Below are 16,682 nucleotides of genomic sequence, written 5' to 3'. Positions count from 1 at the left end.
ACGCATCCCCCGCCCCTGCGCACCCCGGAGACTCCTCATGTTGCACATCACTGGTGCTCTGACCTGCACCGATCTCACCTTTCGCGTGCCTGACGGCCACACGATCCTCGACGGCGTCACGTTCAGCCTCGGCCCTGGGCGTCACGGGATCGTCGGCGACAACGGCGCCGGAAAATCGACGCTGCTGAAGATCATCACGGGGGAGCTCGCCCCCACCGGGGGTCACGTCCGGCTCTCTGGCGAGCTCGCAAGCCTCCCCCAGGATCCGGCCATCGACCCTCGACGTCGGGTCGCAGCCCTGCTCGGCGTCGAGACGACCCTGTCGGCGCTGCGCCGGATCGAGGCCGGTTCGGTGGAGGTCCGAGACTTCGACCTCGTCGGCGAGGACTGGGACATCGATCAGCGACTCACCGCGGCCCTGTCTCGGATCGGTCTCGACGCCATCGACCTGGACCGGCCCGTCGGATCGCTCTCCGGCGGGGAGCTGATGCTGCTGAGCCTCACCGCGCAGCTGCTGCGGCGCCCCGACGTGCTGCTGCTCGATGAGCCGACGAACAGCCTCGACTCCGCGACTCGGAGCCGCGTCCATGACCTCATTCTGGACTTCCCCGGCACCCTGGTGGTGGTCAGCCATGACCGTGACCTGCTCGAGCGCGTGGACAGCATCGCAGAGGTCCGCGACGGCGGCATCCACTGGTACGGAGGAGGCCTGTCGTTGTTCGAGGCGGCAGTGGCCGCCGAACAGGAGGCGGCCGCCCAGGCCGTGGCGACCGCGCAGTCAGACGTTCGGCGACAGCAGCGCGACCTGACCGCCCAGCACACCAAGCAGGCCCGTCGGGACCGCCAGGGACGGAAGAAGGCGGACAGCCTGCCGCCCATCGTCGCCCACGCCTACCGGCGTCGCGCCGAAGAGTCGGCGGGTCGGCTCAAAACCCTCCACGAGGGCCGGCTCGACGAGGCCAGGGAGACCCTGCGGTCGGCGGAGCGCCGGGTCCGGGAGGATGCAGAGATCCGTATAGACCTGCCGGACACCGCCGTTCCCGCCAGTCGGGATGTCCTGAGAGCACGGTCGCTGCGTCCGGCCTACGGCTCCGCTGTGCTGGATCTGATGCTGCGCGGGCCTGAGCGCGTGGCGCTGACCGGGCCCAATGGCGTGGGCAAGACGTCCCTGCTGCGGTGCCTCTCCGGACAGGAGGACCCCGCCGACGGCGAGGGCGAGCTGCTGGTGCCGCACCGCCTGCTGCCGCAGAACCTCCAGGTGCTGGACCCCGGGCTGAGCGTGCTGGAGAACGTGCACCGCCACGCACCGGAGGCCGACCTCACTCGGATCCGGCATCAGTTGGCACTCTTCCTCCTGCGGGGCGACGCCGTCCATCAGTCGGCAGGCAGCCTTTCCGGCGGCGAACGATGGCGGGCGACGCTGGCGAGTCTGCTGCTGGCCGAGCCCGCACCCCAGCTGCTGATCCTCGACGAGCCGACCAACAATCTGGACTTCGCCAGCGTGCGGCACCTGGTGCAGGCCCTGCGGTCCCATCAATGGGCTCTGCTGGTGGTCAGCCACGATGAGCACTTTCTGGAGCAGCTCGACCTCGACCGCAGGATCCTGGTGGCCGACGGGAACATCGACGACGGGAGGATGACCGCCGATGCCTGAGCTCCGGTGTGGTCGCCCGCGCGGCCGGCTTCATCCAGGAGGGCGTGGAGAGGGAGAAATTCCTGATCGCCGGAGCCCGCGTGGATGTGCTGACCTGGGGTCGACTCCGTGATGATCCAGTTCCTTCCGGAGACAGGATGATGATTAACACGAAGGAAACATGATTGTAGCGATTCACTGAAGCACTTTTGCCAGGATGGTTCTGTCACCGCAGCTGCGGTGACCGACACAATATCGACACCCGACGAAAGGTGCTCCACCATGATCTCTGGCCTGCTCGACACTGTCCTGGCCATCGCCGGCGGACTGACCGACACGATTCTCGACCTGCTGGCCGGCCTGGGACTCTGAGACCACGCAGCCTGCCGGGCCGCCTCTCCCGGCTTCACGCCTTGGGAGAGGCGGCCCGCTTCGCGTCACGGCCCGGAAGCCGGTCCCACTTGGTCAGCGCAGATCGCTGCAGGCGGCATCGGCGAGAGCCACCCCTGCTCCCTCGTAAAGGTTGAACACCGCCTGGACTCCGCGCGACTCCAGGGCCTGCGCCTGCTCCTCATACTGGACGACGGCGGCCACCCGGCCGTCGAAGCTGGACTTCTCCAGCTGTGACAGGGCGAAGGAGTTCGAGTCATGGACCGGCATCGCCAGGATCACCAGCTCGACGATCCCCGAGTGAGACACCCGGTCCCAGAAGCTGTGGTCAGTGGCGTCCCCCTCCACCAGGTCATATCCCTGGGAGCGCAGACGCTCGACGGTCACATGGTCGTTGTCGATCCCGACGACGCGGAAGCCTCTGCCCTGCACCCCGTCATAGGCCGCCCGACCCACCCGGCCCATGCCCAGGACGAGGACCTGCGCCTCACCGGTCTCGATGGGCCGGTCCGAGGGGCGCAGGCGATCCGGATCCTCGCCCGGCAGCCACGAGGCGACGCGATCCACTGCCTCGTGACCACGACCGTTGAGCAGCGAGGACAGGATCATGGAGAGCGCGACAGCCACCGCGATGACGACGAGCTCCTGCTCCTCCAGCAGTCCGACCGAGACCCCCACGACAGAGACGATGAGGGCGAACTCCGAGAAGTTGCCCAGCACGAGCCCAGACATGGCCGCAGTGCGGTTCCGCTGACCGAACGCCCGGCCCAGCAGCATGAACCCGGCGGTCTTCAGCGGCAGCAGCACCACGCACAGGGCTGTGGCCAGGCCGAGGTCCGCCCACGTGGGCGTGGTGCCCATCCCGATGGTCAGGAAGAATCCGACAAGGAACAGCTCCTTGACGCTGAACAGGCCCTTGGCCAGCTCGCCGGCCCGCGGGTGGGTCGCCAGCAGCAGGCCGATCACGAGAGCGCCGAGGTCGCCTTTGATCCCGAAGCTGGAGAACAGCCAATAGCCGGGCCCCAGGGCCAAGGCGGCGCCGAACAGCACCAGCATCTCTCCATGGCCGACCCGTTCCAGGAGCTTCCGCAGCAGCCAGGAGGCTGGGACCAGAAGCACCAGCGTCAGCGCCCACGGGCTGGGCCACTCTTCCCCGGTGGCGGTGATGAACACGACGGCGGCCACATCCTGGAACACCAGGATCGCGATGGCGGTCTGCCCGTAGTAGGAGCCGTCATCGGAGCGTTCCTCCAGCACCTTCACACACAGCACGGTCGAGGAGAAGGAGAGTGCGAAGCCGACAAGGATCAGAGTCCTCCAATCGCCATCGAGTGTGCTGAGCCCGACGACGGCCAGCAGCGCCAGGAACCCCGTGGCCACCAGCGCGAGGAACACCATATGGATGGAAGCCGTCCCCCAGGCCTCACGCCGGATGAGGGCACGGACGTCGAACTTCAGACCGATGGTGAACAGCAGCAGGATGACCCCGATGTCCGCGATGGTCTCCAACCCGGGAAACGGTTCAACCTCCAGGAAACCCAGCACGAAGCCGGCTGCCAGGAACCCGACCAGCGGAGGGACACGACACACCATGGCGAGCAGTCCCGCACCGGCGGCGACGAGCAGGGTCAGGGCGATCTCATACACGGTGGGCCTCCAAGGATCCTGCACAGGGACGTCGGCCCCCTATCCTAGGGCGCATGCGCATCACCGTGGTCGAAGGGGACATCACCGAGCAGGACGTGAGCGCGATCGTCAACGCGGCGAACTCCTCCCTGATGGGCGGCGGCGGCGTGGACGGCGCCATCCACCGCGCGGCCGGCCCGGGGTTGTTGGAGCATTGCCGCGCGCTGCGCGCCACGCGCTGGCCCGAAGGCCTGCCGCCCGGACGCGCGGCGTCCACACCGGGAGCCCGACTCCCGGCGGACTGGGTCATCCACACCGTGGGGCCCAACCGTCACGCCGGCGAGACCGACCCGTCCGTGCTGGTCTCCTGCTTCCGGGAGTCTCTGCTGGAGGCCGTACGTCTGGGCGCCGACAGCGTCGCCTTCCCGGCCATCGGCGCGGGCGTCTACGGGTGGGAGGCCGGCGACGTCGCCCGCGCCGCCCGGCTCGCTCTCACGGAGGCTCCAGCCCGCTGGGACACGCTGGTGGAGGTCCGATTCGTCCTGTTCTCCGCACCGGTGGCCGCAGCCTTCCGCGACCACCTCTCCGACCTCTGCGGGTGATCACAGGCCGCGACCGACGATCACCCCGCGTACTCGGCCCAGTCGAAGCTCTCCCCGACGTCCCGGGCGTTGAGCGCATAGGCGATCTGTCCGTCCAGGTGCTCACGGATGATGTCCGCGTGTCCCGCATGCCGCGCGACTTCTGCCACCAGATGATGGGCCACCCAGCGGACGTTCCACGACTCGAGCTCCTTCGGGAACCAGGGAGCATCCGGGATCGGCACCCGCGCGTCGAAGTCCGCGTCCGCCAGCACGGGACGGACCAGATCCCGCGCAGTCAACAGGCGGTCACGCAGCTGCGTGCCGGTCTCCTCGGGGACCTCCTCGCCGGTCCAGAATCCGTCGAAGCCCAGCGCGAAGGACACCTCAGCAAGCCCACTGTCCTGCTCGGCGACTCCGTGGACGTAGACATGATGCAGCCAGCGGACTACGGCCTGCGCCACATGGGCGATCAGCCCGCCCAGGCTCAGCGTTCCGGCGGTGGGTGCCGCACGCAGTTGGGCGTCGTCAAGGTCCAGCGCGGCGATGCGCAGCTGCTCCAGCTGCTGGACGGCATAGGTGGCGCAGGCGTCCCGCTCATCGGACACCTCGGGGGTCAGGAAGGGCATGACGTCTCCTCTCGGGGTAGGTGCGACTCAGTGTTCCCGCTCATGCGGACAGATACTGTCCGCGTCCTGCGAGTACTGTGGAGCCATGCCCCGCGACACCACCGACCCCACCCGCCGCGCCCTGCAGATCCTCGCCTTCATGCAGGCACGGTCCTCGGCCAGCGCCGAGGAGATCGCCGAGCGGCTGGGTGTGACCACTCGCACGGTGCGGCGGGACGTCCAGCGGCTGAGGGACCTCGGGTACGGGATCGAGTCGACGGCCGGACAGGGCGGCGGCTATCGGCTCGTGGCAGGGTCCGACCGGCCGTTGCTGGTCCTGGAGCCGGAGGAGGCCTCCGCCGTCGTGCTCGGCCTGGCCCACCTGACGGACCTCGGCCTCTCCGGCCTGGAGGATGCGGCGCTGTCCGCCCTGGCCAAGGTCAGCCGCACGATGCCCCCACAGGTCTCTGCAGCCGCCGACAAGGTGCGCCGCGGCACCGCCGTCATCGGGAACCGCGACGCCGGGACCCCGGCAGAGCATGTGGCGCGGCTGGCCGAGGCCTCGGCGGAACGCCGCACCGTCACCTTCGCCCATCGTCGCGCCGGGCGTCCCACAGGCCGCAGAGTGGATCCCTACCGCGTGGTCTCCTTCGCCGGACGCTGGTACCTGTTCGCCTGGTGCCATCTGCGCCGAGACTGGCGGACCTTCCGCGTCGACCGGATCAGCGACCTGCATGTGACCACGCTGCGCTACACCGCGATCCCGTCCCCGGACCCCGTGGCCACCGTGAAGGAGGCAGTGCTCCGTTCCCCCTACGCCCTGGTGGCGCGAGTGATCGTGGAGGCGCCCGCGGACCAGGTGCGCGCCCGGATCTCGCCGCATGCCGCCGACGTCGTCCCCGCTGGTCTTGGCCGCTGCCTGATGACCGTGGGAGCCCACGAAGCCGAATGGGTGGCCGTGCACCTGGCGGAGCTGAGGCTGCCGATGCAGGTGGTCGATCCTCCGGAAGTGCTGGAAGCCATCCATCGGCTCGGCCACGATCTGATCTCGGTACGCACCGCCGCTGACCCTGACGTGGCACGCATCATAGACTGACCCTCATGGCGCCCTCCACCCTGCTGTCCTCGCTCAAGGCCCTCCGTCTGCGCCCCGTGGTGCCTGATGAGGCGCAGGCCCATCTGCGGCGCCTGCCGATCCGTCGCGGCCCGGTCAACATCGCCCGCCAGGTGATGCTGCGCTCGGCGAACCTGGGCCTGACGGCGGCCTACCGCCTCTACCGCGCCGACCCGCTGCTGTGGCGGTTCACCGCCCGGAACTACCACCCCGCCCTGGAACGCTTCGCCCAGCTCAACGCCTGGATGATCTGCCAGCACGCCTCCCTCGACGTGCCCGCATACCAGGACTATCTGGCCCGCACCGGCTACCGGTTCAGCTGGTGGGACCTGACCTCCTATACCCCGACGTCCAAAGATGAATACGTCCGCCGCTACGAGGAGGCGCCCCGCTGCTGGCGGGGACGCATCGACGTCGCCGGGACCGTGGTGGACGAGTCCTCCGGTTCCTCGGGCACCCCGTTCAACTGGATGCGCTCCAAGCAGGAGCTCGACACCGTGCACAAGAACGTGGCCGGCTATGTGACCATGCTCTTCGGCGAGGAGAACCTGTTCTGCATCAACGCGTTCTCCATGGGGGCCTGGGCCACCGGCACCAACACCGGTCAGGCGATGGCGAAGATCGCCATGGTGAAGAACACGGGTCCGGATCTGGAGAAGATCCTCGACACGCTGCGCCACTTCGGTCCCGGCTTCACCTACCTGATCACCGCCTACCCGCCGTTCCTGAAGCATCTGGCGGACCGGCTCGACGCCGCCGGGGAGGAGTTCGCCGACTTCCGGCTCAACGGGTTCGTCGGCGGCGAGGCGATGACGGAGGGTCTCCGGGATCACCTGGAACGTCGCTTCCACCGGGTCTACGCCGGCTACGGCGCCTCGGACCTGACCATCGGCATGGGTGGGGAGACCGATCTCTCGGTGACGCTGCGCCGCGAGCTGATCAGCAACCCGGACTTCCGCGAGCGGGTCCTCGGGGAGGAGGAGACCCGCATTCCGATGGTCTTCCAGTACAACCCGTTGGAGACCTTCCTGGAGACCACCGAGGACGACGAGCTGGTGGTCACCATCAACTCGGCAGCGGTGATGAGCCCGCGGCTCCGCTACAACATCGGCGACGAGGCCCGCCTGCTCACCTTCCCTGAGATGGTGGAGCTCACCGCCGACTTCCCCGACCTGGTCCCACGCCTCAAACGCGCGTACCGGCACCAACGGATGAAGCTGCCCTTCCTGCTGCTGTTCGGCCGCAGCGACTCGACGATCTCCTACATGGGGGCGAACATCTACCCGGTGGACGTGCAGAACGGCCTGTATCGGGACCCTGAGGTCGCCCGGCTCATCGAGTCCTTCCAGATCGAGCTGCAGCAGACCGGGGACCTGGAGCATCGGCCTGCATTGCACGTCCAGCTGCGAGACCCGGAGTTCTTTCCCGACGCCGCCCTCGCCGACGGCGCCCGCGAGCGCCTGGCGGAGACCATCGCCACCGGCGTGCTGGAGCATCTGGCCTCCGTCTCGCGGGATGTCGCCGAGTCTCTCGAGGAGGACCCCAGCGCCGCGGAGCTGCTCGTGCATGTCCACCCCTGGCGTTCGGGCCCCTTCACCGACGACGTCTCCCGACGGAAGATCAAGAACGTGTACCTCCGGCGCAGCGAGGGATGAGGATGCGCACCCGTGACTTCTCCGCCTGCCGCGCCCCGCAGGCCCGCACCGGGGCGCTGTTCCTCGGCTGCAACGAGTACCGCTCTCCCCGAGCGTTCCTGGAACAGCTGGTGACCTGGGGCCCTCTGGCGAACGCGCTGAAGAACGCGCCGGGCTACCTGTGGCATCGCAGCTACTACGAGTTCCCGCTGCGCATCGGCCTGGTGGTGTGCTTCGAATCGCGAGAGTCGCTGATGGCCTTCGCCAAGGCCCCGGAGCACCATGCGATCATGCACTGGCTGGTGGGCACCTCCCCGGAGACGGGCACCGGATCGGCCGACCCGTCGAAGGCGCCGGTGGTCGGCGGGTTCATTCGGATCCTGGAGGCTGAGGAGGTCGGCTACGTCAACGGCACCTGGCGGGCCGAGGGCGACGAGCTGCGCATGGTGGAGAACTGGCAGGATCGCTCGCCAGGTGCCCGTCGGCCCGGCGACCTGCCCGAGGACCTCCGCGCCACCATCACCGGTGCCGGGCGGGTGAGAGCTCTCGCCCGGGCGCTCAATCCGCTGCGCCGGAGACGCTGATGGCGGGGCCGCTGCTGCCAGCGACACCGATGCCGGCGTCACGGCTGACCGTCGAGGAGGTCCGCACCCGCACGGCCTGCAAAGAGTTCCTCGCTCTGGGTTCCCGCACGGCCCAGGCAGTGCCGCTGCTCGCCGATGACGTCCGGGCCTGGTTCCGCGGCGACCACCCCCATGTCGACGAGCTCTCCCTGCTGCTGGTCCGCGACGACGACGGCGTCCCGGTGGGCCGCTGCGTCACCCACTGCTCCGCCGAGCTCGACTCCGTGCTGAGCGCCTCGCTCGGCCCCGGCCCCTTCCAGCTCTTCGGCGCCGTGGAGGCGCCCTCACCTGCCGTGCTGCAGACGCTGCTGGGCGCCGTCGAGAACCGCGCGCTCCGCGCCGGCGCGACCGGTCTGCTGGGCCCGATGGAGCTGCTGCCCAATCAGCAGGGTGGCGCCCTGACCTCCGGGTTCGCCGCAGACGCGTTCTTCGACTCCCCCTGGACCCCGCCCGAGCTGGCCGACGGGCTCCGCGCCGCGGGGTTCTCCCCCTGGCATCCGGCGTCGACCTGGGAGGTGGCGGTGCGGGACATCCCGCCCGCGCGCCGTCGTCGTCCCGACCCCACCGAGCTGGAGGCCTCCGGGGTGCGCCGCGAGCCCGCCTCGCGCCTGCGGCTGCGCGGCCGCGGCGGCCAGGTGGAGCGGCTGCGGGAGGCACTGAACGACTCCTTCGCCCAGCTGCCGTACTTCACCCCGATCTCACGTCGCCAGATGGCCCGCCAGACCGCTGGCCTGGAGCTGCTGATGGACCCCCGGCTGGTGGTGCTGCTGACCGATGAGTCCGGGCGGATCGTCAGCTTCGCCCTGGTGGTTCCCGACCCGGCCCCGATGCTGCGCCGGTCCCGCGGCGAGCTCGGGCTCCGGGAGCTGCCGAGGCTGCTGGGCGAGAACCGGGATGCGGTGCTGATCGTCCAGGGCACCCGACCGGACCGCCAGGGAGAAGGCCTGCTGTCCCTGGTGTCGCGGGAACTGTTCGCGGAGCTGCATGACGGAGGCCGGGAGCATCTGCGGGTGACCAGCATCGGCGAGGACAATCCCGGCTCGTCCCGGGTCTTCGCCCACGCAGGCGGGCATCCGCTGCACCGGCTGAGCTTCTTCCACCGCCGGGTCGGCCCGGGCGACGGCGCGACGCTGCAGGGGCCTCAGTGCTGGTGCCAGGTGGCGGAGCGGGCGCCCAGCGCACACAACACCCAGCCTTGGGTGCCCCAGCCGGACGCCGCAGCGTCGGCGCTGCGCCTGACCGTGGACCCCTCGTGCACCCTGCCGGTGGGAGACCCGACCCATCGCGACCTGCATCTGAGCCTCGGCGCGTGGATCGAATCCTTCGCCGTCGCGGCCTCCGCCGAAGGCCAGCACGTCAGCCTCGAGGAGGTCACCGGGGTCGGCCCCGACATCAGGATCCGCCTGAGCTGGAGCCCGGAGGACGCCACCCGGCCCGCCTCCGGTACGGCAGCCGCCACCATCCAGGACGTCCTGGACCGGCGGGTCCACCGGGGGCGCCTGCTGCCTCCCGGGCCGCTGGACCTCCCGGAGGGCTTCCACATCCTGGACGCCCTCGACGCCGACCCGCTGGAGCGCCGCGCCGGTCGCCACCTGGCGGCCACTCCGGAGTTGGCCGCCGAGCTGCTGGACTGGCTGCGCCTGGACCCTCAGGATCCCCGCTGGCATGAGGACGGGCTCTCCGCCGAGTGTCTGCAGCTGCCCCGGGCGGTGCAGTCCCGACCCGTGCAGCTGCTGCTCTCAGGTCTCCGGCCGGCCCTCCCCGCCCTGCTGGGGCGGATCTCCCCTCCGCTGGCCGACGCAGGCACGGGCGTGCCGGTGGTGATGTCCTGCCCGGATCGCTCGCCGGCCGGCCTGGTGGAGGCGGGGCGGCGGCTGCAGCGCCTGTGGCTGCGCCTGCGCCGGCAGGGGCTTGCGGTCTCCCCGGCCTCGGAGGTCATCGACTGCCCAGCCACGGTGGGGAGGCTGGGTGTCGAGCACCCGGTGGCGTACTTCCGGGTGGGGATCCCCGACGACGTCCCGCCCCGCTCGGCTCGGCGCTCAGTGCAGCGGCACGAACCGATACTGCCCGTGTCGAGTGGTGTGGACGCCGTCCTCGGTGCGGCGGATCCGGTGCATCTCCCCCACCACGGGGGCCACCATGACCCCGTCCGGTGACAGCTGGTCGATCAGCTCGTACGGGGTCTGCGCCGCATCCGCTGAGACCAGGATCCGGTCGAAGGGTGCGACGTCGGGCAGGCCGAGGACGTCCTTCTCGGCGGGCCGCACCTGCACCCAGGGCATCGCCTGCAGCTCCACCGCCTGGCGCGCCCGGGAGGCGAGCTCGGGGATGAGCTCCACCCCGAAGACCCGACCGCCGGAGCCCACCAGGTGCCCCAGCAGGGCCGCCGTCCAGCCGGATCCGGAGCCGACGTCGAGCACGCGCTGACCGGCGCGCACGTCGAGGAGCCGCAGCATGCGGGCCACGGTGCTGGGCTGCGAGTTGGTCTGGCCGTGCCCGATGGACAGCGGCTCGTCGGCGGCGGCGAACCGGCGCTGCGGCCACGGGAGGAAATCGACGCGCGGCACCTCCTCCATCGCGCGGGCGACGGCGTCAGGTGAGTCCGACTCTGCCATGGTGTCCTCATGATACGTCGCTGCAGGCGGCCTGCCGTAGGTCCTAGGATCGAGGCATGACCAGCATCAGTCTTCCCTCCGGCTCCACCATCCCTCAGCTCGGCTTCGGCACTTACAGGACCCGTGACACGGCAGCAGCAGTCACCGAGGCGCTGCGCGCGGGCTACCGCCACGTGGACACCGCCCAGATGTACGCCAACGAGGCCGGCGTCGGCGCAGGGCTGCGGGCATCCGGTCTGCCGCGCGAGGAGGTGTTCGTCACCACGAAGCTGCGCAACGATCGCCACCGTCCCGAGGATGTCCGTCCCAGCCTGGAGGGCTCGCTGCAGGAGCTCGGCCTGGAGCAGGTGGACCTGTTCCTCATCCACTGGCCGCTGCCCACCCTCTACGGCGGTGACTTCGTCTCCACCTGGGAGGCGCTGATCGAGCTAGCCGAGGCGGGGCTGACCCGTGAGATCGGCGTCTCCAACTTCCAACCGCACCACCTGGACCGGCTCGTCGAGGCCACCGGCGTGGTGCCGGCGGTGAACCAGATCGAGATCCACCCCTATTTCACCAACGACGCCGTCCGCGCCCGCTGCGCCGAGCTGGGCACGGCGGTGCAGGCCTGGAGCCCGCTGGGCCGCGGGGACGAGTTCGCGGACCCGGTGATCGCCGACGTCGCCGCCGCCCACGGAGTCTCCCCAGCACGGGCCATCCTGCGCTGGCACGTGCAGCGCGGCGACGTGGTGATCCCCAAGACCGACAGCCCCGAGCGGATGCGGGACAATGCCGACCTCTTCGGCTTCGCCCTCTCGGAGCAGGAGATGGCGGCGATCACCGGTCTGGACAAGGGTGAGTCCGGGCGCCGCGGAGGGCACCCGGACTCGTTCGAGGGCTGATCGGTCCCGACTCAGGGGACCCGGTGGCCTGCGGCGCGCAGCAGCTCGTACCACTCCGGGCGGGTCAGCGGGATCTCGGAGCCCGACGCGGCCTCAGCGACCCGGTCCGCCCGGGTGGTGCCCAGCACCACCTGCATGCGTGCGGGGTGACGGGTGATCCAGGCGGTGGCGATCGCCGTCGGGGTCACCGCGTACTTGTGCGCCAGCCGGTCCAGCACGGCATTGAGCTCCGGGTACTGCGTGGAGCCGATGAACACGCCGTGCGGCGACTGATACGGGGACCATGCCTGCAGCGTGATGCCGTTGATCCGGCAGTACTCCACGATCCCTTCCCCGTTGGGTGAGACGGCCGAGGTCTGGCCGACGGTGTTGGCCATGATCCCTTCGGCCAGGATGGCAGCGTGCGGGATGGACAGCTGCACCTGATTGACCACCAGGGGCTGGTTCACGGCGGTGCGCAGCAGCTCGATCTGCGCCGTAGTGTGGTTGGAGACCCCGAAGTGCCGCACCTTCCCGGTGGAGGCCAGGTGGTCGAAGGCGCGGGCCACCTCCTCCGGCTCCACGAGGATGTCCGGGCGGTGCAGCAGGAGGATGTCGATGTAGTCGGTCTGCAGGGAACGCAGCGACTCCTCTGCCGAGCTGACGATGTGCTCATAGGAGAAGTCGTAGTACGGGCCGTCCTTGACGATCCCGGCCTTGGTCTGGAGGGTGATCTCTTCCCGTTCAGCCTGGCTCAGCCGCATCGCCTCCGCGAACCGGCGCTCGCACCCGTGGGTGGTCAGCCCTGTGCTGTAGATGTCCGCGTGGTCGAAGAAGTCGACGCCGGCCTCACGCGCCGCGGTGACGAGCTCGCGGATCTCCTCATCGGTCTTCTCCGCGATCCTCATCAGGCCGAGTGTGACGCTGGGGGCGGTGATGTCGGTCTGTGCGATCTGCTGTGTGCGCATGGTCACAACCCTATCGCGGCCCCTGGTCAGCGGGTCACAGACGCGCAGGGTCCTCCGGCATGCCGTCGCGGAAGGCGGTCTGCCGGGTGTGTCGATGCGCCTCACGCAGCGTCTCCAGCTGCGCGTGGGCATCCTCGATCAGCTCGGTGAACACGGCCGCCTCCACGCCCAGCTCCTCGGCATGCTCCCGGCAGACCAGCCACCCGTGGAGCTTGCCGGTCACCGCGCTGGACATCAGTTCGCACTCGAGCAGCAGCGCCGTGGGCGAGCGGCGCAGCGGGGCCCGCCCATAGGGCTTGAGCCGGGCGGCCTTCTCCCCCATCCAGGCCAGTGAGGCCGAGGGGCCCGGACGCGGGAAGCCCTGGCGCAGCATGAGGCCCTGCAGAAAGGCGTGCTCACGACGGATCGCACCCGCCACCTCGGAGATCTGTGGGAAGACGGGCGTGTCCTGATACGCCTCCGCCATCGCCTCGATCCGCTTGACCCCTGCCGTGGCGCCCGTGAGGTGATCAGCCAGGTACTGGCGCAGCAGCCCGGCGTCGACCGACCCGGTGAGCCGGTGACCGGCGTTCGGCAGATCGGGACTCTCCGGCTCCGGGCCGGAGCGGGGCCTCAGGGGAGGCGAGGCCACGCCGTCGCCGGAGATCATGCCCTCTAGGACGCTCTCCACAGCCTCGGCCGCGCTGCGCAGCGGACGCCAGCCCAGTTCCTGCCGGGCGCGCGTCGTGTCCAGCACCGGGGCGCGCAGGCTCAGGTCCAACCAGCCTTCGTCAGCGGGCACCATCCCCGCACGATGGGCGGCGCGCAGGGCCGAGCGCACAGGCTTGACCGGGACCGTCACAGCCCTGCCCCGTCCTCCGGAGAACACCTTCGCCAGCTGGTGCGCGTCCAGCAGGTCGTCGGCAGCGATGTTGAAGGGCCCCTCGGCACCACGGGTCACCGCCTCGGCGAAGGCTGACGCCACGTCGGCGGCATGCACGGCGTGGACCCGCAGACCGGCCGGAAGGGGGACCAACGGCGGACGGACCGCCCCGAGCACCTGCACCGGCGCCCATCGTCCGGCGAAGTACCGCTGGATCTCCGAGCCTGCGCAGCCCTGGAAGACCAGGCCCGGACGCAGGCGGGCGAGCGATACGTCAGGATGTGCCCTCTCGAATTCGTCCATGACGCGTTCCTGAGCGCATTTGTCCTCGCTGTAGTGCGAGCCGGGGATGCCGTCGGTCGGCCAGTCCTCGGCCCGGGGATCGTCGTCCTCCACCGGCGAGTAGGCACCCACCGACGAGGCCACGGCGACACGCCGGACCCCCGCCGCGGCGGCCGCCTCCAGCACGTGACGGGTGCCGTCGACGTTGACCCGGCGCAGCAGCTCCCGCTCCGTGTTCGGCTGGACGAGCCATGCCAGATGGACGACGGCGTCGACGCCGGCGAAGGCATCGGTCAGGGCGGCCACCGACTCGCGGAACTGGACGTCGATCGTGGCCCATTCGGGAGAGGCATAAGGCTCGACGTCGGTGTCGGGAAGGCGGCGGGCGATCCCGACCACGGAGGTGACCTCCTGACGGAGATGCAGCTCTCGGAGCACGGCCGAGCCTACGTTCCCGGTGGCTCCCACGACGGCGATGTGCACGGGGTCCTCCTTCGATCCGGCGGTGCTGTGCTGTCTCAGCACGCTGTGTGGTCACTCAAGGTGGTCTTCCACCAGACCATGCCTGCCGCCGGGGCACAAGGGGTGGTCAGAGGAGCAGGTTCACCGCACCGACGGCGGTGAGCACCAGCACCAGCCGGTCGAAGAGCCGCTGGGAGATGCGCACGGCGATCCACCGTCCGATGAAGGCCCCGATGACGACCAGCGGCACCAGCATCCCCGCGATCGCCAGCACCTGCAGGTTCAGCAGGCCCAGGCCCACCTGGAACGGCAGCTTCGACAGGTTGACCGCGAAGAAGAAGTAGGCGGTGGTGCCGAGGAAGGTCTTCACCGGCAGTCGCATGGCGAGCAGGTACATGCTCATCACCGGTCCCCCGGCGTTGGCGACCATGGTGGTGAACCCGCCCAGCCAGCCGTAGCCGTAGGCGGCCGTCCTGCCCAGCTCTGCGGCGTCGGCGGCCGATCGACGCCGCCACAGGGTGAAGGCCAGCAGCGCCAGCAGGATGGCACCGATCACTCGCCGGACGACGGCGTCAGAGGCCAGCCCCAGGAACACGGCGCCCACCAGCAGGCCCACCAGCACGGCGGGGACCAGGCGCCGCAGGGTGGCCCAGTCGACGTCGCGCCGATACATCCAGACCGCGAAGAGGTCACCCACCAACAGCAGGACCAGCAGGGCCGCGGTGGACTCACGGGCCGGCATCGTGGCGGCGAAGATCGCCACCGCCAGGGTGGCGGCACCCGGCACTGCCGTCTTGGACAGGCCGACGATGAGCGCGCCGACGGCGAGCATCGCCCACCCGAGAAGGTCGAGGTCGATCACCGTGACAGCCTAATGCGCCGCCGGCCGGGGTCGGGACGGCGCACCTTGCCAGCTGCGGGACGTCGTCGTTGCATGGATCCATGACAGTGCAGAGAGTGACACCCATCTTCACGGTGGACGACCTGCCGTCGGCCGTGCAGGAGCACCGGGCGGTGCTGGGACTGGAGCTGGTGATGGACCTGGGCTGGATCGCGTTCCTCGCCGACAGCGCCGGGGCCCAGATCGGGCTGATGACGCAGGACGCCTCCGCGCCGGTGAATCCGCAGGCGTCGGTGTTCGTCGACGACGTGGAGGATGCCTACAGGCTGGCTCAGGAGGCGGGACTCGAGATCGTCCATCCGCTGACGGTCGAGGCCTGGGGCGTACGCCGCTTCTTCTACCGCGACAGCTCCGGCACGGTGGTCAACGTGGGCATGCACCTGTGACCGCTCAGCGCCGAGGGTCGATCATGGTCATGCCCGCCTGTGGCGCACGGTCCATGAGGGGCAGCGCGGCGGCGGCCTGATCGAGGCCGATGGTCCGAGCGATGAGCCGCTCCGGGTCCAGGCGGCCGTCGGCGATCATCGCCAGCATCTCCGGGTAGGCGCCAGCAGCCATTCCATGGCTTCCCAGGACGTCCAGCTCCCAGGCGATCACCCGGTCCATGGGCACCCGTGGGTGCCCGGACACCGCGGGCAGCAGTCCGATCTGCACGTGCCGGCCCTGACGCCGAAGACTGTGGATCGCATCCGCGCAGGTCTGCTCGGAGCCCACGGCGTCGACGGCGACGTCGGCCCCGCCGTCGGTGAGCTCCGAGACCCTAGCTGGGACGCCCTCGTCCTGCCCTGGCGTCCCCGGGCCCTGCGGGGCGAGGATGGTATGCGCAGCACCCAGGCCACGGGCCAGGTCGAGCGCCGATTGACTGCGATCCACCGCGATCACCTCCGCGCCGAGCGCGCGTCCGATCATCACCGCACTGAGCCCGACCCCGCCGGCACCGATCACCGCCAGCGTCTCTCCCCCGCTGATCCGGGCCCTGCCGACAAGCCCTCGATACGCGGTGGCGAATCGACAGCCGAGACTCGCCGCGGCCTGTGAGCTCACGCCGTCCGGGATGGCGACGAGGTTGGCGTCCGCGGCGTGCAGGACGACCTGTTCGGCGAAGGAGCCCCAGTGCGTGAATCCCGGCTGCTGCTGGTGGGGGCAGACCTGCGGCTCCCCCTGAAGGCACCAGCGGCACCGACCGCAGCCGCACACGAACGGCGCCGTGACACGGTCCCCGGGCCGCCAGTTCTTGACCCCGGCGCCGACCGCCTGGATGATCCCCGCGAGCTCATGACCCGGCACATGCGGCCAGGCGATGTCCTCATGTCCTGCCCAAGCATGCCAGTCGCTGCGGCACAGGCCGGTGGCCTCCACACTCACGACGACGCCGTCCTCCGGCGCGTCGGGGGCGGGCACCTCTCGCACCTGAGGGTGGGCGCGGATCTCCTCGATGACGACTGCTCGCATGGGAAGAAGCATGGCACGGTTCGGTGCTCGGGCTCGATGGATATGTCAGAGGGTTCCGGAAGACTGAGCAG

15 protein-coding genes are annotated in these 16,682 nt (G+C 70.0%); 8 read left to right on the top strand and 7 right to left on the bottom strand.

Going from position 1 to position 16,682, the window contains the following annotated elements; translation table 11 throughout:
* The first annotated feature begins 37 nt into the window (after positions 1 to 37).
* The gene (locus Q7C18_RS15460) at positions 38 to 1,654 is read left to right on the top strand and encodes an ABC-F family ATP-binding cassette domain-containing protein (RefSeq protein WP_311026138.1); all 1,617 of its coding nucleotides are present in this window, start codon (positions 38 to 40) and stop codon (positions 1,652 to 1,654) included.
* A gap of 444 nt (positions 1,655 to 2,098) precedes the next feature.
* On the opposite strand, the gene Q7C18_RS15455 is transcribed toward Q7C18_RS15460, so the two are convergent.
* Positions 2,099 to 3,670, bottom strand: a complete 1,572-nt coding sequence (locus Q7C18_RS15455; RefSeq protein WP_311026137.1) for a cation:proton antiporter — start codon at positions 3,668 to 3,670, stop codon at positions 2,099 to 2,101.
* A gap of 53 nt (positions 3,671 to 3,723) precedes the next feature.
* Here Q7C18_RS15455 and Q7C18_RS15450 point away from each other — a divergent pair, with 53 nt between their 5' ends.
* On the top strand, positions 3,724 to 4,251 hold the full coding sequence (locus Q7C18_RS15450; protein WP_311026136.1) for an O-acetyl-ADP-ribose deacetylase: 528 nt from the start codon (positions 3,724 to 3,726) through the stop codon (positions 4,249 to 4,251).
* 20 nt (positions 4,252 to 4,271) lie between these two features.
* On the opposite strand, the gene Q7C18_RS15445 is transcribed toward Q7C18_RS15450, so the two are convergent.
* On the bottom strand, positions 4,272 to 4,859 hold the full coding sequence (locus tag Q7C18_RS15445; protein ID WP_311026135.1) for a DUF664 domain-containing protein: 588 nt from the start codon (positions 4,857 to 4,859) through the stop codon (positions 4,272 to 4,274).
* Positions 4,860 to 4,944: 85 nt separating this feature from the next.
* Here Q7C18_RS15445 and Q7C18_RS15440 point away from each other — a divergent pair, with 85 nt between their 5' ends.
* Genes Q7C18_RS15440 through Q7C18_RS15425 form a run of 4 tightly spaced genes read left to right on the top strand, consistent with a single transcriptional unit; the run spans position 4,945 to position 10,365 of the window.
* Positions 4,945 to 5,934, top strand: a complete 990-nt coding sequence (locus Q7C18_RS15440; RefSeq protein WP_311026134.1) for a YafY family protein — start codon at positions 4,945 to 4,947, stop codon at positions 5,932 to 5,934.
* Between the two features lie 5 nt (positions 5,935 to 5,939).
* Positions 5,940 to 7,607: a phenylacetate--CoA ligase family protein gene (locus tag Q7C18_RS15435; protein WP_311026133.1), complete on the top strand. Its 1,668-nt coding sequence runs from the start codon at positions 5,940 to 5,942 to the stop codon at positions 7,605 to 7,607.
* Between the two features lie 2 nt (positions 7,608 to 7,609).
* Entirely contained in the window at positions 7,610 to 8,170 is a 561-nt protein-coding gene (locus Q7C18_RS15430; protein ID WP_311026132.1) for a hypothetical protein, read from the top strand.
* Entirely contained in the window at positions 8,170 to 10,365 is a 2,196-nt protein-coding gene (locus Q7C18_RS15425) for a hypothetical protein (protein ID WP_311026131.1), read from the top strand. The genes Q7C18_RS15430 and Q7C18_RS15425 overlap by 1 nt, the downstream gene beginning before the upstream one ends.
* On the opposite strand, the gene Q7C18_RS15420 is transcribed toward Q7C18_RS15425, so the two are convergent.
* Positions 10,249 to 10,824 (bottom strand): protein-L-isoaspartate O-methyltransferase, encoded by a 576-nt coding sequence (locus tag Q7C18_RS15420; protein ID WP_311026130.1) that lies wholly within the window; start codon positions 10,822 to 10,824, stop codon positions 10,249 to 10,251. The genes Q7C18_RS15425 and Q7C18_RS15420 overlap by 117 nt on opposite strands.
* Before the next feature lie 56 nt (positions 10,825 to 10,880).
* On the opposite strand from Q7C18_RS15420, the gene Q7C18_RS15415 reads away from it, so the two are divergent.
* Positions 10,881 to 11,705 carry an aldo/keto reductase gene (locus Q7C18_RS15415; RefSeq protein ID WP_311026129.1) on the top strand — a complete coding sequence of 275 codons (825 nt, stop codon included), beginning with the start codon at positions 10,881 to 10,883 and terminating at the stop codon, positions 11,703 to 11,705.
* Positions 11,706 to 11,716: 11 nt separating this feature from the next.
* Here the strand turns inward: Q7C18_RS15415 and Q7C18_RS15410 are convergent, their stop codons facing one another.
* From Q7C18_RS15410 to Q7C18_RS15400, 3 genes are all read right to left on the bottom strand, one after another.
* Positions 11,717 to 12,652, bottom strand: coding sequence for an aldo/keto reductase (locus Q7C18_RS15410; RefSeq protein WP_311026128.1), 936 nt, complete (start codon positions 12,650 to 12,652; stop codon positions 11,717 to 11,719).
* Positions 12,653 to 12,686: 34 nt separating this feature from the next.
* Entirely contained in the window at positions 12,687 to 14,279 is a 1,593-nt protein-coding gene (locus tag Q7C18_RS15405) for an NAD-dependent epimerase/dehydratase family protein (protein WP_311026127.1), read from the bottom strand.
* A gap of 106 nt (positions 14,280 to 14,385) precedes the next feature.
* Positions 14,386 to 15,120, bottom strand: a complete 735-nt coding sequence (locus Q7C18_RS15400) for a sulfite exporter TauE/SafE family protein (RefSeq protein WP_237090074.1) — start codon at positions 15,118 to 15,120, stop codon at positions 14,386 to 14,388.
* A 95-nt stretch (positions 15,121 to 15,215) separates the two neighbouring features.
* On the opposite strand from Q7C18_RS15400, the gene Q7C18_RS15395 reads away from it, so the two are divergent.
* On the top strand, positions 15,216 to 15,545 hold the full coding sequence (locus Q7C18_RS15395) for a VOC family protein (RefSeq protein ID WP_311026126.1): 330 nt from the start codon (positions 15,216 to 15,218) through the stop codon (positions 15,543 to 15,545).
* A gap of 4 nt (positions 15,546 to 15,549) precedes the next feature.
* Here Q7C18_RS15395 and Q7C18_RS15390 read toward each other — a convergent pair whose 3' ends face one another.
* On the bottom strand, positions 15,550 to 16,611 hold the full coding sequence (locus Q7C18_RS15390; RefSeq protein WP_311026125.1) for a zinc-dependent alcohol dehydrogenase family protein: 1,062 nt from the start codon (positions 16,609 to 16,611) through the stop codon (positions 15,550 to 15,552).
* Between the last annotated feature and the right edge of the window lie 71 nt (positions 16,612 to 16,682).

The sequence above is a fragment of the Nesterenkonia sp. CL21 genome, from assembly GCF_031705515.1.
Lineage (GTDB): Bacteria > Actinomycetota > Actinomycetes > Actinomycetales > Micrococcaceae > Nesterenkonia > Nesterenkonia aethiopica.
The sequence above is the reverse complement of the archived record's forward strand: the minus strand, read 5'-3'. Positions and strand labels throughout refer to the sequence as shown.

Excerpts from the sequence above, each read along its gene's own strand:
- Q7C18_RS15460 (WP_311026138.1), top strand. The coding sequence starts at position 38 with ATGTTGCACATCACTGGTGCTCTGACCTGCACCGATCTCACCTTTCGC.
- Q7C18_RS15450 (WP_311026136.1), top strand. The coding sequence starts at position 3,724 with ATGCGCATCACCGTGGTCGAAGGGGACATCACCGAGCAGGACGTGAGC.
- Q7C18_RS15445 (WP_311026135.1), bottom strand. The coding sequence starts at position 4,859 with ATGCCCTTCCTGACCCCCGAGGTGTCCGATGAGCGGGACGCCTGCGCC.
- Q7C18_RS15440 (WP_311026134.1), top strand. The coding sequence starts at position 4,945 with ATGCCCCGCGACACCACCGACCCCACCCGCCGCGCCCTGCAGATCCTC.
- Q7C18_RS15435 (WP_311026133.1), top strand. The coding sequence starts at position 5,940 with ATGGCGCCCTCCACCCTGCTGTCCTCGCTCAAGGCCCTCCGTCTGCGC.
- Q7C18_RS15430 (WP_311026132.1), top strand. The coding sequence starts at position 7,610 with ATGCGCACCCGTGACTTCTCCGCCTGCCGCGCCCCGCAGGCCCGCACC.
- Q7C18_RS15425 (WP_311026131.1), top strand. The coding sequence starts at position 8,170 with ATGGCGGGGCCGCTGCTGCCAGCGACACCGATGCCGGCGTCACGGCTG.
- Q7C18_RS15420 (WP_311026130.1), bottom strand. The coding sequence starts at position 10,824 with ATGGCAGAGTCGGACTCACCTGACGCCGTCGCCCGCGCGATGGAGGAG.
- Q7C18_RS15415 (WP_311026129.1), top strand. The coding sequence starts at position 10,881 with ATGACCAGCATCAGTCTTCCCTCCGGCTCCACCATCCCTCAGCTCGGC.
- Q7C18_RS15410 (WP_311026128.1), bottom strand. The coding sequence starts at position 12,652 with ATGCGCACACAGCAGATCGCACAGACCGACATCACCGCCCCCAGCGTC.
- Q7C18_RS15390 (WP_311026125.1), bottom strand. The coding sequence starts at position 16,611 with ATGCGAGCAGTCGTCATCGAGGAGATCCGCGCCCACCCTCAGGTGCGA.